This is a genomic window from Streptomyces sp. NBC_00076 (genome assembly GCF_045041235.1).
GTDB lineage: Bacteria > Actinomycetota > Actinomycetes > Streptomycetales > Streptomycetaceae > Streptomyces.
Genome location: NZ_CP108242.1, coordinates 8,250,569 through 8,265,598 on the forward strand (window position 1 = coordinate 8,250,569; position 15,030 = coordinate 8,265,598).

The window sequence follows — 15,030 nt, forward strand, 5'->3', positions numbered from 1 at the left end:
GCGCTCGTCGAATCGATCGGACAGGCTTTCGACCCTTTTCCGCCTCCGACCAGGGAACTCGCCGAACGGCTGGTGTGATTCGCCTCGCGGGTTCGGTCGTCCATGTGCGACATTTAGGCCAACGCGGACATGACAGGAAAATGGTTCGATTTACTCATGAACGATTATCGATCGCCACGCCCTCACGGTTGGGACACCGCGGGATGAGCGCAGCCTCGCGCGACGGATACCGTTGGGATCGTGCAGGCAGCAAGTGACTCCCCCCAACCACCCGCCTCCGGGCGTCTCCACCGGGCGCGTGCCCTCTACCGGAACGTCTCGAAGCGCAGGACCGCCTGGCTGTTGCTCAAGGACACCGTCAACTCGTGCATGGAGTACCGGATCCTGGGCCTGGCCGCCGAGGCCGCGTTCTTCACGCTGCTGTCCGTCCCGCCGTTGCTGCTCAGCATGATCGGGCTGCTCGGCTACGTCGACGACTGGACCGGCGCCGACACCATCGCGAGCCTGGAGACCAACCTCCTGGAGGCTTCGCGCACTGTCCTGTCCGACAAGGGCGTCACACAGATCGCCCAGCCGATCCTGCACGACGTGATGAAGGGCGGCAGGCCCGACGTCATCTCCATCGGCTTCCTGTTCGCCCTGTGGTCGGGGTCCCGTGCGGTGAACGTCTTCATAGACACCATCACCGTGATGTACGGCCTCGACGGCGTCCGGGGCATCGTGAAGACCCGCCTGATGGCGTTCCTGCTGTTCATCGTGGCGCTGCTGATCGGCTCGATCGCGCTGCCGCTGATGGTGGCCGGGCCGGACGCGGTGGTGAACATCGTGTCGTGGTCCACGACGGTCGTGCAGGTGCTCTACTGGCCCGTCGTCATCGTGCTGTCCATCGTCTTCCTGACCACGCTCTACCACGTGTCGGTGCCCGTGCGCTCCCCGTGGATCGAGGACGTGCCCGGCGCCCTGGTCGCCCTGGGCATGTGGGTGCTCGGCAGTTTCCTGCTGCGCATCTACCTCACCAACACCGTCGAGGGCCCCACCATCTACGGCTCGCTCGCCGCGCCCGTCGCCGTGCTGCTGTGGATCGGTGTGTCCGCGTTCGCCGTCCTGGTCGGCGCCGCGGTCAACGCGGCCATCGACCGGGTCTGGCCGGCCGCCGCGACGGCCGCGGCCCGCGCCGCCAACGAACGCCTGCGCGAGGCCCAGGTCGCCGAGTACGTCGCCCGCGCCACCGCGGCCCGCGAAACCGACCCCAACGCCCCCTACGACCCCGACGACCCCGACATGCCCTCCGAGTTCCCGGAACGCTGGTCCCGCTTCCTGCCCCCGGAGGACCTGACCTCCCGCCTGCGCACGCACGTGAAGAACCCCCACCCGCCGCACAAGCCGGAGGGTTCCTAGCGCCTGCCGCGGCACTGGCAACCAGTCGAAGCCCCGGGGCGTGGGGTTCTGGGCGCGGGGCGCGGCCCGCGACGTCGGTGGTGGCGCGGTAAACGGGGGGCCGGGTGACCGGTCTGCCGACGGCGTAGCCTGGCTCACGTGTACACGGAGCGGGCGTCCCGGCAGGCCGGGGCGGTGGTGTGGACGAACACCCCGTCCGGCTCCGGACCGGCGTCCGTCCTGCCCGACGGGTGCATGGACCTGCTGTGGAACGAGGGCCGGCTCCTGGTCGCCGGACCCGACACGCGCGCGTACGTCCCCACGGGCGGGCCGAGCGGCTGGGCGGGAGTCCGCTTCTACCCCGGCACCGCGCCCGCCCTCCTGGGAGTCCCCGCGCACGAGCTGCGCGACCGGCGCGTGCCGTTGTCCGACCTGCGCCCGGCCGCCGAGGTGCGGCGGCTCACCGCGCAGGTGAACGCGGCCGCCGACCCGGCGAGCGGCCTGGAGGAGGTGGCCCTGCGCTGGGCCGCCGCCGCCGAACCCCCGGACCCGCTCCTACGACGGCTCGTCACCGCCCTCGACAGGGGCCGCCCGGTCGCCGCCACCGCCGACGAACTCGGCTTCGGCGCCCGCCAGTTGCACCGCCGTTCCCTGACGGCCTTCGGCTACGGCCCGAAGACACTCGCCCGGGTGCTCCGACTGCAACGCGCCCTCGCGCTGGCCCGCGCCGGGGTCCCGTTCGCGGAGACGGCGGCCCGGTCCGGGTTCGCGGACCAGGCCCATCTGGCACGGGAGGTACGGGAGTTGGCGGGAATGCCGCTCAGTCGTCTACTGGCCCGCTCCGGGTAGCGGCGCGAACAGGTCGACGCCGTTGCCGTCCGGGTCGAGCACCACGGCGTACCGCTGCCCCCAGAAGGCGTCCCACGGCTTCAGCTCACCGTGGTGACCGGCGTCGACCAGGGTCTCGTACACGGAGTCGACCTCGGACGGACTGTCGCACCGCAGCGCGAGCGAGGCGCGCCCGCCCCCGGCCGGCGGCTGCCACCCGGGAAGGAAGGAGCGCACGGTCTCCTCCGTGTCGAGCAACAGCCGCAGTCCGCCCGGCAGCTCGGCCTCGGCATGTGGCGCGTCCTCGGCGCCCTCGGGGAAGGCGAAGCCGAGTCGGCGGTAGAAGGTGACGGAGGCGGCCATGTCGGAGGCCACCAGGCCGATGGCATCGAATCGTGGACTCATACGGCCACCGTAGGCGGCGCTCGAACGGGGAGTCTTGAACGAATCGGACGTCACCGGAAGGCCACGCGGCCCTCGCCGGGCCGGACGTCCCCGTCGGCCGGCTGCGGGAAGGGCGCACCCTGCCCGGGCGGGAGCGGTTCCCTGAAAGCTCCGCGCTCAACGATATTCGGCGACGATATCGTCCGGCTTGACAGGATTCCTACGGCGCCGAACATATCGTGAGAACTCCACCGCACCGGTCACCGCGAACGCGAGCCCGACGCCGACGGCAATAGCAAGAAGCGTATTCTCCTGGAAGAAGACGCCACCGAGGTATCCCGACAGTGCGGTATAGGAACTCCATGTGGAGGTCGAAATCGCAACGTACAGCATGAACCTGCGCAGTGGGTATCTCACCACTCCCGCAGTTCCCGTGGCGAGATAGCGTCCGACCGGAATGAATCGCGTGGAGACGAGTACAAAACCGCCGCGTAATTCAAGTTCGCGCTTGAACCAGTTGTACGCCTTCCGGCGTTTGGTGCCGACTGGCAGGCGCTTCAATACGCGTTCCCCCATCAACCGGCCGATGGCGTAGGGAACGAGGTCGCCGAGAAAGGCGCCGACTGTCGTGGCGGCGATGACAAGCATGATGTTCGTCTGTCCGGTTGCGCCCGCGATACCGGCGAGGATCACGACGGGTTCACTCGGGATCAACGGGAGGAAAGAGTCGAGTAAGGACACCGCGATGAGTACGGCGTAGAGTGCGGGCGACGCTATCAACGACTCCGTGAGATTTATCCAGTCCGGCATCTGCTACTCGCCCCTCGGTGTACGGTACGGAAATTCACGGGTGATTCCCTGATTCTTGCGTCGGCCGGTGTGTCAGGTGGCGGGTGCCGTGGTGAGCATCCAGCGGCTGAAGGCGGCGTAGCGTTGCGCGAATTCGACAGCGTCGCCGGCATGTTCGACGGCGGCGGAATGCTCGCGGACCGTGTCGAAGCGGGCGCTGCGGGCGCGCTCGTAGGTCGTGAGGGCCTTTTCCAGTTCGGCCTCGGCTGTCAGGTTGCTGCGCAGGACGCCGACGTCTTCGATGCCGAGAGTGCCGCCGGAAGCGATGTGGGGGGACAGTCCGTGCGCGGCGTCGCCGATCAGAGCGACGCGCGTGCTGGTCCAACGGGGCAGTTCCGGGACCAGCGTGACCTGGTTCTCCAGGATGGATTCCTCCGGTGTTTCGGCGATCAGGGACAAAAGTTCGTCGTTCCATCCCGCCTCGGCCAGATTCCGTGCGCGTTCCAGTGCCCGTTCGCGCTTGCTTCCGGTGAGTGGTCCGGCATCGAACTGGTTGACCATCCACATGGTCCGATCACGAGCGATACTCGCGTACCCGCCGCGGGTTCGGCGGTGGCCGACGGTGAGCACGGTGGCCTCTGAGGCTTGTTTGCCGGTCGGCACGATCGCTCGCCAGGCGTAGTGGCCAAAGTGCGTTACGACGTCGCTCCCCGGCACCAATTGCTTGCGCACGTTCGAGTGGACGCCGTCCGAGCCGATCAGGAGATCGGTGCGAAGTGTCTCGCCGTTGGCGAGGTGCACGACGACATCCGATCCGGTCTCGGTGTATCCGGTCACGTGGGCGTCGAGGCGGATTCGGTCGCGGCCGATGGTGTCGGCCAAGAGGTTGTTCAACTCGGGGCGCGGGACGAGGAGGAACCGATGATCGCTGTCGGTGTAACCAGGAGCGCGGACCGGATCGCCGGCAGGGCTGAAGAACCACGTGTTCTGTTCGATGCCCATGTCGCGGATTGCCGGGCCGATGCCGAGGTGGTCGAACTCTCGCAGCGCGTTGGCCCACAGGCCGATGCCGGCGCCGACGGCTCGAATGCGCGGCGCCTGTTCCAGCACGATGACCTCGTGGCCGATGAGTTTGAGGGAGGCCGCGGCTGTGAGCCCTACCAGGCCGCCGCCGACGATCACCGTGAATTTCGTGGACAACTTCTTTACTCCTTCGCGTCGCGGACGGGGGTGCCTGAGTCGCCGCCGAGACGGGCAGCGCGTCTGAAGGCTCATGAAGCGGGAGTTGAATTGCCTGGTTCGGCAGTGAGTGCCGATGCGGTGTGAGGGGCTTTCCTTCTCAGCGAGGTACGGCCCAGAGGCACGTCTCGACACTAGGAGCAGCTGCCGCTTGCCTCAAATGCAATTTAGTCAATGAGAGATTTACTCATATGCATTCAGCCAGGCAGGCGGCGCATCGCGTTCCGCACGTGTCCGCCGCCATGTCCGCTGCCGCTCTACTGCCCGCCGAGCTGATTGCGTTTGGGTAACTCATCAAGTCAGTTATTTGCACTTGATGTTAAGTGATGGTCTCCCTAGCGTTCTCGGCATGAACCTCACCGTCCTCGCGGCCTCCGGGCAGACCGGAATGGCCCTCACCCGACAGGCGCTGCGACGTGGCCACACCGTGACCGCCATCGCGCGTGATCCCGAGCGGATCGTCCTGCCCGACTCCCCGAACCTGCGCAAAGTGGCGGGCGACGTGAACGACGCGGCCAGTATCGCCGCCGTCGTGGACGCGGATTCCGTGGTCCTTTCCGCGCTCGGCACGGACCGGGCCGGGACTCTCCTGGCCGGTGCCCGGGCCGTCGTCGCCGCCGGCCCGCGGCGCGTCATCTGGCTCGGCGCCTACGGCACGGGCCCGTCGGCCGACGTGGCGGGGGAGGGCGCGGGTGTGCTCGCCACGGTGCTGGGCGCCCGGCTCGCGGACAAGGTCGAAGCCGACCACACGGTTCTTGCGGCCGGGGGCACCGTCTTCCACGCCGGGATGCTCGCCGACGGGCCGGAAAGCCCCCGTCGGCGCACGGTCGGCCTGGAGGCCGGGCCCGCCTTCGACCTCGGTGCGAAGGTCAGCCGGGAAACCGTCGCCGCGGCGATGCTCGACGAAGCCGAGACCCCTGGCTTTCCCGGTGTCGTGGCCCTGCCGTTGGCGCAGTAGACGGTGCGGTCAGCAGGCGGTGATCTCGTCGGTGTCGACGGGGCTCTCCGTCGGCACCCGCAGCAACAGATGCAGCCGCTCGGCCGCGCCCATCACGCTGCCCTCTTCGAGCAGGGCGTCCAGCACGGTCAGCAGATTCAAGTCCAATTGCATAAAAGTAAATCTTAACCAGATATAGATCCACTTCGATCAACTCACTTCAGGAGCATCCCATGAGCCAGGAACTGCTTGCCGCCACCGTCGCCGCCGTCCGTCACGCCGGCGCCCGGATGATGACGCGCTATTCCACCGAGTCCCGTCAGCCCGGTCTCCCCGAACTGCTCGCGAGCCTTCAGGCCAATGACGCGGCCGTTGTCGACACGTTGCGCCCAGCGTTGACCGAGGCCCTGCCGAGCGCGGGCTGGCTCAACGACGAACACGGATCGGGTCCGCTGGCCACGGGTGAGTGGTGGCTCATCGACCCGGTCGGTGGCAACGTCAACGCCGTGCACGGCATGCCCGACTGGAACATCGGCGTGAGCCTCGTCCGTGACGGCCGCCCGGTGCTGGCGGTGGTCTACTTCCCGGTCCTCGACGAGATGTTCACCGCGACCGAGGGCGGCGGGGCGTTCCTCAACGGTGTACGGCTGCGGGTTTCGGCCAAGACGTCGTTGGACGGCGCACTGGCCGGGACGGGCCAGGCCCAGCCGGGGCACGACCCCGAGCTCGCGCAGCGGATGGGCTCCGCCTTCGCCGCGATGACGAACTCCGCCCTGTACGTGCGGGTCTCCGTACCGGTGACCCATCAGCTCGCCCAGGTCGCCGCGGGCCGGATGGACCTGCACTGGCAGTTCGACAACGTCCGGTCCCACGCGGCCGGCGTACTGCTGGTCCAGGAGGCCGGAGGCGTCGTGACCGACTTCGAGGGCAAGCCGTGGGAACTGGCCGGCGGGAGCTACCTCGCCGCCGCGCCCGGTGTGCACGCCGCCGCGCTGGAAGTCCTCACCTCCTGAGGGAAGTTGGGACCCGTCTTCCTCATCACCGCCAAGCTCGGGAGGACCACGAATGACGACCACCGTGCCGCCCGGCCTCGCCGAGCTGACCGAGATCATGGCTTACGCCGACTTCGCGACCAGCGCGCCGACGTCCGTGCGGGAGGCCTTGGGCCTCGGCTCGTTGCACGTCGGCTCGACGCGGGCCTTGGCCATCCGGGAGGACCCGAGCCACTTCTTCAACCGGGCGGGCGGGTTCGGCGTCGACGGTCCGATCACCGTCGACGACCTGGTCCGGGTGTGTGACTTCTATCGGGGGCGGGGTGTGTCGCAGGGCTCGCTCGTGATCGCTCCCCCGTTGCTGCCGCGGGACTGGGCCGCCACCGCCGCGAGCCTCGGCCTCGCCGAGGGCAGTCGATTCACCAAGCTGGGCTGCGACATCGACACGTTGCGCACCGCCGTCGACAGTGCCGCGCTGGATCCGGGTTGGCGCGTCGGCGTCGTCGAAGCCCACCAGGCCCGGGAGTGTGCCACGGTCATGATGACCACCTTCGGATTCACCACCCCGGACATGATCGAGATGGCCGCGTCATGCGTGGGCAAGGCGAACTGGCGGCAGTACGCGGTCTGGGCGGGGGAGCGGATCGTCGCGGTCGGGAGTGTCTTCCTGAACGGGGAGTGCGCCGACATGTTCGGCGGGGCGACGCTCCCCGAAGCGCGCGGCCGTGGCGCCCAGTCGGCACTGCTCACCGCTCGCGTCCGGGCGGCCACGGCTGAGGGCTGTCGATGGCTCGTCGCCGAGACTGGCGTGGAAGGTCCCGGTGAACACAACTCGTCGCTGCGCAACATGGTGCGCGTCGGCTTCGAGCCGCTGTATGAGCGGGCCACCTGGCTGTGGCGTGCGTAGCCCGTTGACATCGCGGCCGGTACCCGGCCGGGCGAGCCATGTCGGCGTCGCATTCGGTCCAGAGACCCTTGACGGTGCGGGATGCGTGGGGTCGCAACCGTCCGCCATACCCCAGCCATCAAAGATCTCAAGCGGTCTCCCGCGCTTGATCGACCGGACCTGACCCGTACCTCACTCACTCCGCAGACAAGGACGACCACGGTGCTGCTGAGTTTCGCGATGGTGCTCTCGGTCTTCAAGCCGTGGGGCCGAGTCCGTAAGTAGTTCTCGCTCGGCCGGCACTGGTCAGGGGCGCGGAACAGGAAGACCTGAGAACCACTCGCGCGCGCCGATGTACGGCAGCCTTCTCCACCAGGGCAGAGCGGCGGGCTGGTAGGTTATAGGTCGACCACTAATGAAGGAGTGGGCATGCCAGTCAAGGAAGACGACGCAAACCGCCGCGCCGCCGCCCAGCACACCGTGGCCGAGCATCTGCGCCTTACCGCCGCAGGACGCGTCGACGAATGGGTGACGCTGTTCGCCCCGGACGCGGTGCTCGAGTTCCCGTTCGCGCCGACCGGTGTACCTCGGCGGGTGTCGGGGCGAGACGCACTGGTCGCGCACATGAGTAACTTTCCCGAGACCTTTGACGTCGAGTTCGTCGACCTGGTGTTCCACGAGACGGTCGATCCGAGTCTCGTGATCGCCGAATTCCGCTCGACAGGCACCGCACGGCCGACCGGCAAGCCGTACGAGCAGACGTGCATCTCCGTCGTCCGCACCGATGACGACGCGCTCATCACCCACTACCTGGACTACTGGAACCCGCTGGTGGCGATCGAGGCGCTCACACCGCACGACGTACCGTCCGCCCCCGACCGCAGCGTGACTTTTGGAAGCTGAGGGGAGCCGTGTTTGACTGACGCCCATGCCCGCCGCCGGTACCAGCACGAAGAGCGACGAACGACGTCGGGCCATCATGGCCGCCGCGATCGACTGCTTCGCGCAAAAGGGTTTCTACGGGACGACGACACACGAGATCGCCGAGTGGGTCGGCATTTCTCAGCCGTATCTCTATCGCCTGTACCCGAACAAGCAAGCGTTGTTCGCGGCGGCGGTCGACCACGTGTCCGTCGTGATGACCGAAACCCTGGTCGCGCACTCGCTGGCGTCGGGTGGGGCAGAGCCGACGTCCGAGGCGGCGTTGGATGCGGCGCGCGGCGCCTACGCCGCGCTCGTCGCGGACCGGAACATCCTGCGTTTCCTCATGCACGCGAACTGTGCCGCCGGCGAGCCGCTCGTAGCTCAGGCCGTGCGCCGGTGCTACGCCAAGCAAGTGGACACCGTTCGGCAGCTGCTGGGCGACGACGACGCCGTGCGGCAATGGTTCGGCGCCGGAATGCTCGACAACGTGGTCGCCGTACTGGGGCTGGCCGACATCGACGAGCCGTGGGCGCACGTTCTCACCGCTGGATGACCCGACACCGGGGGATACGCCCGCGCCCATCGGCCCGGCGGTCCCGCCGCACACACCGTCGTGGCCCGGATGACTCACGCGGCTCGTGCGCGCCGCCCGTCGGCACGCTCACCGCCCTGCCCGGTGCGGCGTACGACGGGGTGGCGTCCCGCTGGAGCAGCCCGATCAACCGGCGGTCGATGTCATCCACTGCTTACATGTGAGTCCACCCTTCGGAGAGGACGTCATGCCCGCCAACGGCCCGTACGAGATCCTGGACGACCACTTCAGCGCCGGACGCTGGGCGAACGGCGACAGCAGGCTGGAGGTGCTGTACGACGGCTGCCGTTGGGCCGAGGGGCCGGTGTACCTCCCGGCCTGGCGCCAGTTGGTCTGGAGCGACATCCCGAACGACCGCATCCTGCGCTGGGACGAGGCCACCGGCACCGTCGGCGTCTTCCGCACCCCGGCCGGCCACAGCAACGGCAACACCGTCGACCGGCGGGGCCGCCTGGTCACCTGCGAGCAGGGCAACCGCCGCGTGACCCGCACCGAGCCCGACGGGACCGTGACCGTCCTCGCCGACCGGTACGCCGGCAAGCGGCTCAACAGCCCGAACGACTCCGTCGTACGCTCCGACGGCACGATCTGGTTCTCCGACCCGGACTTCGGCATCATCAGCGACTACGAGGGTCATCGCGCCGAGTCCGAGATCGGCGCGTGCAACGTGTACCGGATCGACCCCGCGACGGGCGAGGTGCACCTCGCCGCCGACGGCTTCGAGGGACCCAACGGCGTCATCCTGTCGCCCGACGAGAAGAAGCTGTACGTCTCCGACTCGCGGAGCGCCCGGATCGACGTGTTCGACATCCGCGAGGACGACACGCTCGCCGACCGGAAGGTCTTCGCCGAAGCACGCGGCGACGTCCACTTCGACAACATCCGCCTCGACGACGAGGGCCGCCTGTGGGCCGCCGCCCTGGACGACGGCGTCCACTGCTACGCCCCCGACGGAACCCTCATCGGCAGGCTGCGCGTGCCCGGGCGCGTCTCCAACATCACCTTCGGCGGCCCGAGGAACAACCGCCTGTTCATCACCGCCACCACGTCCCTGTACTCGCTGGTGATGTCGGCGACGGGGGCGCCGCGTCTCTAGGCACGCCCCGAGATGTGCGTGCCTGCCGCCACCGCGCCCCCTCAGCACCAGAGGCGCGCGGTCGGAGCCGGAAGGCCGGGCACCAGAGCACACCGCGGACCTCACCCACGGTCACGTCGCGTTCCAGGACACCGTTCGACGACGTCTTGGCAGTGACAAGCGCGGGAGGCTACCGCCCGAGCGCCGCCCCGCCCACCCCGATTTCCTGCCGTCCACCCGCCGTACCGATCGAGGCTGTTCCGACCCCCGCCGCACCGACGCCCGCCGTGCTCGCCCGCTCCACCAACCGCGTCGACAGTTCCGTACGGGTGCTTTCCGGGCGGTCGCCTTCCATCATCCGGACCAGCAGTCGTAGCGCCGTCGCCGCCATCTCCGACAGCGGCTGCCGGACCGTCGTGAGGGCCGGAGTGAGCCAGCCGGCCTCGGGGAGGTCGTCGAAGCCGACGACGCTCATGTCCTGCGGAACCCGCAACCCCCGCTCGAACAGGGCCGCGTAGACGCCGAGCGCCATGCGGTCCGAGCAGACGAAGACGGCGGTGGGCGGCTCGGGCAGGTCGAGGAGTTCCAGCATGCGGCGGCGGGCGACGCTCTCGTCGAAGCCGGCGTGACGAACGTACTCGGGGCGGTGCCGGACCCCGGCGGACGCGAGCGCCGAGCGGTAGCCCGCGACCCGGGCGCTGCTGCACATCTTGCGCTGATGGCCCGCGATCACGGCGATCCGCTCATGGCCCAGCGCCAGCAGATGCTCGGTCGCGGTCACCCCGCCCTGCCAGTTCGCCGCCCCGACCGACACCACGCCCGCCGGAGGTTCCAGCACCGGGTCGATCAGTACGTACGGAATGCTGTGCTGGTCGAGCCAGGCGTACTGCGACTCGGTGAGCTCGGCCAGGTTGAACAGCACGCCGGAGGAGCCGCGGGCGATGAGCTTGTCGAGCCAGCCGCGCTCGGGGCGGCTGGCCCGGGTCCGGGTCAGGCCCGCCGACACGACCACCTCCAGCCCCGCGTCGTGGGCCGCCGCCTCCACGCCGTGCAACACCGCCCCCGACCAGGAACTGTCCAGCGAGTGCACGACCAGATCGACCAGCCCCGACGATTTCGCCGCGTCGAACCTGGGTCTGCGCACGTAGCCGAGCCGGTCCAAAGCCTCCGTGACCCGGCGACGGGTCTCGGGAGCCACGTCCTCGCGGCCGTTGACCACCTTGGAGGCGGTCGGCACGGACACCCCGGCCTCGCGGGCCACGACCGCAAGGGTCGGCCCGGCCGCCACACTCGCACTCCCCGTACGGACCATCGGGAACCACCTCTCCGGCCCGCCCGAGGGCCATGAAAAGTTTCGACCAGAGCGGAAACAGTAAGCGCTTCCTACCCTAGGTTCACCGCGCGAAGTCGGGAAGGGGCCGGACTTCGCAGGTCTTCACGGCCCAGAACTTTCGAAACCTCGAACGGCCGAGGGTTGGTACGGCGGGCCACTACCGGCAGGTGAGCCGAAACCCGGCGAAGTCGGCCGAGAACGCCGCGTCGACGAGGTCCACGGCATGGATGCCGGCCATCGAGCCGGTGAAGCGCAGCTTGGACCCGTAGTCGTCGGAGAGTGTGGTGAAGTCCAGCGGCGGCCCCACCGATGTCCGCACGCCGCCCCGGACGTACCAGAACCGGGCCTGCGCACCGTCGACCGTCACCCCGAGGGTCAGCGGCCCCGCCGGGTCGACGTCGACCACGGCCATCTGCCGGGTCCCGAACTCCTCCCGCGCGACCAGACTGAGGACCGTACGGCCCTCCCCGCGCCACTGCTGCCCCCGCTGCCCCTCACTCTCGGGCTCCGCCCAGGTCAGGTCGAGGGCGAGATAGGCCTCGGTGTTGTACCAGAGCACCAGCCCGGCGGCCTGCGTGAAGGTGCGTGGACTCGCCTCGACGGTGACCTCCGCCTCGGCCCGGTGCTCGGTGACGCGCTGGGCGAGCAGGCTGTGCGCCCAGCGCGACTCGGGTCCGTGCTGGCCGCGCAACCGGATCCAGCCGGGCCGGGTCGTGGCGTCCGCCCAGGAGGGGTCGGACGCGGTGCGCAGTGAGCTCCAGGGCCAGCCCAACGGGTCGGTGTGGTCCGGTAGTTGGGGCCGAGACCGAGGGGCGGCCGAATTCGTCGGTGCCTCGCCTTCCTCGCGTACGTCGCGTGCCTCGCTTACGTCGGCATCGGCATCCGCATCGACATCGACCTCGACCGCCGGATGCCACCCCCCGTGCCGCATCCGGGGCCAGCCCTCCGCGTCCCAGGTCACCGCCTGGATCGCCGTCTCGCGGCCGAGCGGGCAGCGCGGACCGTCGGGCGTGCCGACCGGGCGGGCCGTGAGATGGCTCAACACCCAGTCACCGCCCGGCGTTCGCACCAGCTCACCGTGGCCCGCCTTCTGCAGCGGCAGCGACGGGTCGTCCCGGGACGTCAGCAGAGGACGGTCGTCGAGCTCGTACGGGCCGGTGAGCTCACGAGCCCGTGCCACCCGTACCCCGTGCTCGAACCCGGTGCCGCCTTCCGCCAGGACCAGGTAGTACCAGTCCTCGCGCCGGACCAACTTCGGCCCCTCGATGAGCCGTTCCTGCTGAAGCAGCAGGTGTGTGCCGCCGACCGGACTCAGTGTGTCCCGGTCCAGCTCGGTCAGGACGATCCCGGCGAAGCGCCTGCCGTCCGGGCGGTGGTCGTTCTGGAGGTTCAACAGCCACAGTCTGCCCCCCTCGTGGAAGAGCGCGGGGTCGAAACCGTGGCTCGCCACCCGGCGCGGCGCGGTCCACTCGCCGTCCGGCCCCGAGGGGGGCGCCCCCGCGTCGGCGAGGCCGAGCGTGGGAGACGTACACACATACGTGTCCGTGTCGAAGTACGGCGTGCCGACCGAGCGGACGATCGAGTACGTCACCCAGAACCGCTCCCCGTCCCAGCTCAGCGACGGCGCCCAGATGCCGCCCGAGTCGGGGACCCCGGCCAGTGAGCCGCCGGGGGCAGCCGCTCGCACATGCCCCGCGTACTCCCAGTGCGCCAGGTCCCGGGAGCGGTGGATCGGGATCGTGGGGAACCACTCGAAGGAACTCGTCGCCACGTAGTACCACTCGCCCACCCGCACCATGGACGGGTCCGGGGCGAAGCCGCGGATGACGGGGTTGATCAGACGGGTCACGTCAAGGCTCCCTGGAACACGGTCACTTGAGGGCTCCCAGCGTCACGCCCGTCCGCCAGTAGCGGCGCATCGCGACCATCATGATCGCCATCGGCACGATGGACAGCAGCGCGCCCGTCAGGACGAGACTCGTCAGGTCGACACCGGACTCCAGGCGTTTGCCGGACCAGTTGTACAGGCCCAGGTTCAGGGTCCAGTTCTCCTCGCCGCGCAGCACGGTCAACGGCAGGAAGAAGGCGTTCCAGGTGTTCACGAACGCGAGCAGGAAAACCGTCGCGCCGCCGGTCGTCATCATCCGCAGCACGATGCTGAAGAAGATCCGCAGCTCTCCGGCGCCGTCGATACGGGCCGCCTCGAGGAGCTCGAAGGGGATGGTGGCCTCCGTGTACACCTTCGCGAGGTACACACTGAACGGGTTGATCAGGCAGGGGATCAGCATCGCCCAGACCGTGTCGACCAGGCCGATCTCCGAGAAGAGCAGGTACAGCGGGAGCGTGAGCAGGGCGATCGGGATCAGGAACGAGCCCACCACGCACGCGAACACCAGGTTGCGGCCGGGAAAGTCGAAGCGGGCCAGACCGTAGCCGGTGGCGAGGGCGAGCAGAGTGCCGCCCAGGGAGCCGACGCCCGCGTACAGGAACGAGTTGGCCGTCCAGCGCAGGAAGATGCCGTTCTCGTAAGTGAACAGCTGATGCAGGTTGTCCCAGAGGTGCCAGCCGGAGAACCACAGCCCGTTCGACTGGTAGAGCCCCGTGCGGTCCTTGGTGGAGGCGACGACCAGCCACCACACCGGGAACAGGCTGTAGACGCTGGCCAGGATCAGCCCGACCAGGAGGAAGCGCTGCCCGCCGCGACCGCGCGCGGCGGGATCCGGGCCGGTCAGCCGCCGCAGCGAACGCGGTTGCTGCTTGGTGCCGTTGTCGGTCATCAGCATCAGTCCACCTCCTTCGAGGTCAGCCGGTAGAACAGGAAGGAGGCGACGCCGAGGATCAGGGCGAGCAGCACCGACAGGGCGGCGGCGTAGTGGTAGTTGCCGGCGTTGAACGCCTGGTTGTAGATGATCATGATCGGGGTGAAGCTGTCGCTGACGGTCTGCGGGGTGACGTTGCGGAACAGTGCGGGCTCGTTGAAGATCTGCAGCATCTGGATGACCGACAGCATCCCGGTCAGCACCAACGCGCCCCGCACATACGGGATCTTGATGCTCAGTGCGATCCGCTGCTCGGAGGCACCGTCCAGACGCGCGGCTTCGAACAGCTCACGGGGCACGCCCTGGAGCGCCGAGTAGATGATCACCATGTTGTAGCCGATGCCGTGCCAGGTCAGGAGGTTGCCGATGGACGGCCACACCATCGACGGGGTGAAGAAGTTCCAGTCGAACCCGAACACCTCGCCCAGCGGCGTCAGCGGACCGACGTCGGGGCTGTAGAGGTTGATCCACACGAGTGCGGCGACCACCCCGGGGATCATGTACGGCACCAGCAGCAGGATCCGGAACCGGCTCGCGAGCCGCGCGTGGACGGCGTCCAGGAACAGCGCCAGGACCAGGCTGACCAGCAGCATCACCGGGATCTGCACGACGGCGAACAGCACCACCCGCCCGACCGAACCCATGAACGCCGAGTCGGTGAGGCCCTGTTGGTAGTTGTCGAGGCCGGAGAACTCCTCCGTGGAACCGCCGAGACCGAGTCCGGACTGCTGCACCCTGAACAGCGACTGGTAGACGGCGTAGCCGATCGGAATCAGGTACAGGAAGACGAAGCCGAGCTGGAAGGGCACCGTGAAGGCGGCGCCCTTCCAGCGCAGGGAGCGAATCATCGTCGGA

The 15,030-nt window shown here is 68.8% G+C and carries 17 protein-coding genes; 8 read left to right on the plus strand and 9 right to left on the minus strand.

Annotated features, from left to right (window positions below):
* Nucleotides 1–240: 240 nt before the first annotated feature.
* Together OHA64_RS37050 and OHA64_RS37055 are read left to right on the plus strand one after the other, a co-directional pair.
* Nucleotides 241–1,398, plus strand: a complete 1,158-nt coding sequence (locus OHA64_RS37050; RefSeq protein ID WP_405620783.1) for a YihY/virulence factor BrkB family protein — start codon at nt 241–243, stop codon at nt 1,396–1,398.
* Between the two features lie 138 nt (nt 1,399–1,536).
* Complete coding sequence (locus OHA64_RS37055) at nt 1,537–2,226, plus strand: helix-turn-helix domain-containing protein (protein WP_405620785.1); 690 nt, start codon at nt 1,537–1,539, stop codon at nt 2,224–2,226.
* Here OHA64_RS37055 and OHA64_RS37060 read toward each other — a convergent pair.
* The 3 genes from OHA64_RS37060 to OHA64_RS37070 all read right to left on the minus strand — a co-directional run bounded on the left by OHA64_RS37060 (nt 2,206) and on the right by OHA64_RS37070 (nt 4,653).
* Nucleotides 2,206–2,610: a VOC family protein gene (locus tag OHA64_RS37060; RefSeq protein WP_405620787.1), complete on the minus strand. Its 405-nt coding sequence runs from the start codon at nt 2,608–2,610 to the stop codon at nt 2,206–2,208. The two genes, OHA64_RS37055 and OHA64_RS37060, sit on opposite strands and share 21 nt — an antisense overlap.
* A 156-nt stretch (nt 2,611–2,766) precedes the next feature.
* The gene (locus OHA64_RS37065; RefSeq protein WP_405620789.1) at nt 2,767–3,399 is read right to left on the minus strand and encodes a DedA family protein; all 633 of its coding nucleotides are present in this window, start codon (nt 3,397–3,399) and stop codon (nt 2,767–2,769) included.
* 72 nt (nt 3,400–3,471) lie between these two features.
* The gene (locus OHA64_RS37070) at nt 3,472–4,653 is read right to left on the minus strand and encodes an FAD-dependent oxidoreductase (RefSeq protein ID WP_405620791.1); all 1,182 of its coding nucleotides are present in this window, start codon (nt 4,651–4,653) and stop codon (nt 3,472–3,474) included.
* A gap of 313 nt (nt 4,654–4,966) precedes the next feature.
* Between OHA64_RS37070 and OHA64_RS37075 the strand changes: the two genes are divergently transcribed.
* Complete coding sequence (locus tag OHA64_RS37075) at nt 4,967–5,575, plus strand: NAD(P)-dependent oxidoreductase (RefSeq protein ID WP_405620793.1); 609 nt, start codon at nt 4,967–4,969, stop codon at nt 5,573–5,575.
* Nucleotides 5,576–5,584: 9 nt separating this feature from the next.
* Here OHA64_RS37075 and OHA64_RS37080 read toward each other — a convergent pair whose 3' ends face one another.
* On the minus strand, nt 5,585–5,728 hold the full coding sequence (locus OHA64_RS37080) for a hypothetical protein (protein WP_405624450.1): 144 nt from the start codon (nt 5,726–5,728) through the stop codon (nt 5,585–5,587).
* 59 nt (nt 5,729–5,787) lie between these two features.
* Here OHA64_RS37080 and OHA64_RS37085 point away from each other — a divergent pair, with 59 nt between their 5' ends.
* The 4 genes from OHA64_RS37085 (at nt 5,788) to OHA64_RS37100 (ending at nt 8,909) form a co-directional block, all read left to right on the plus strand.
* Complete coding sequence (locus OHA64_RS37085; protein WP_405620795.1) at nt 5,788–6,567, plus strand: inositol monophosphatase family protein; 780 nt, start codon at nt 5,788–5,790, stop codon at nt 6,565–6,567.
* A 52-nt stretch (nt 6,568–6,619) separates the two neighbouring features.
* Complete coding sequence (locus tag OHA64_RS37090; protein WP_405620797.1) at nt 6,620–7,453, plus strand: GNAT family N-acetyltransferase; 834 nt, start codon at nt 6,620–6,622, stop codon at nt 7,451–7,453.
* 408 nt (nt 7,454–7,861) lie between these two features.
* The gene (locus tag OHA64_RS37095; protein WP_405620799.1) at nt 7,862–8,335 is read left to right on the plus strand and encodes a nuclear transport factor 2 family protein; all 474 of its coding nucleotides are present in this window, start codon (nt 7,862–7,864) and stop codon (nt 8,333–8,335) included.
* Between the two features lie 25 nt (nt 8,336–8,360).
* Nucleotides 8,361–8,909, plus strand: a complete 549-nt coding sequence (locus OHA64_RS37100; protein WP_405620801.1) for a TetR/AcrR family transcriptional regulator — start codon at nt 8,361–8,363, stop codon at nt 8,907–8,909.
* Here the strand turns inward: OHA64_RS37100 and OHA64_RS37105 are convergent.
* Nucleotides 8,896–9,099 carry an AsnC family protein gene (locus OHA64_RS37105; protein WP_405620803.1) on the minus strand — a complete coding sequence of 68 codons (204 nt, stop codon included), beginning with the start codon at nt 9,097–9,099 and terminating at the stop codon, nt 8,896–8,898. The two genes, OHA64_RS37100 and OHA64_RS37105, sit on opposite strands and share 14 nt — an antisense overlap.
* Before the next feature lie 36 nt (nt 9,100–9,135).
* Here OHA64_RS37105 and OHA64_RS37110 point away from each other — a divergent pair, with 36 nt between their 5' ends.
* Nucleotides 9,136–10,044, plus strand: a complete 909-nt coding sequence (locus OHA64_RS37110) for an SMP-30/gluconolactonase/LRE family protein (protein WP_405620805.1) — start codon at nt 9,136–9,138, stop codon at nt 10,042–10,044.
* Nucleotides 10,045–10,213: 169 nt separating this feature from the next.
* Here OHA64_RS37110 and OHA64_RS37115 read toward each other — a convergent pair whose 3' ends face one another.
* The 4 genes from OHA64_RS37115 to OHA64_RS37130 all read right to left on the minus strand — a co-directional run bounded on the left by OHA64_RS37115 (nt 10,214) and on the right by OHA64_RS37130 (nt 15,023).
* Nucleotides 10,214–11,335, minus strand: coding sequence for a LacI family DNA-binding transcriptional regulator (locus OHA64_RS37115; protein ID WP_405620807.1), 1,122 nt, complete (start codon nt 11,333–11,335; stop codon nt 10,214–10,216).
* Between the two features lie 178 nt (nt 11,336–11,513).
* On the minus strand, nt 11,514–13,205 hold the full coding sequence (locus OHA64_RS37120) for a family 43 glycosylhydrolase (RefSeq protein WP_405620809.1): 1,692 nt from the start codon (nt 13,203–13,205) through the stop codon (nt 11,514–11,516).
* Nucleotides 13,206–13,227: 22 nt separating this feature from the next.
* On the minus strand, nt 13,228–14,133 hold the full coding sequence (locus OHA64_RS37125; RefSeq protein ID WP_405624271.1) for a carbohydrate ABC transporter permease: 906 nt from the start codon (nt 14,131–14,133) through the stop codon (nt 13,228–13,230).
* Nucleotides 14,134–14,138: 5 nt separating this feature from the next.
* Nucleotides 14,139–15,023, minus strand: coding sequence for a carbohydrate ABC transporter permease (locus OHA64_RS37130; RefSeq protein ID WP_405620811.1), 885 nt, complete (start codon nt 15,021–15,023; stop codon nt 14,139–14,141).
* Nucleotides 15,024–15,030: the final 7 nt, after the last annotated feature.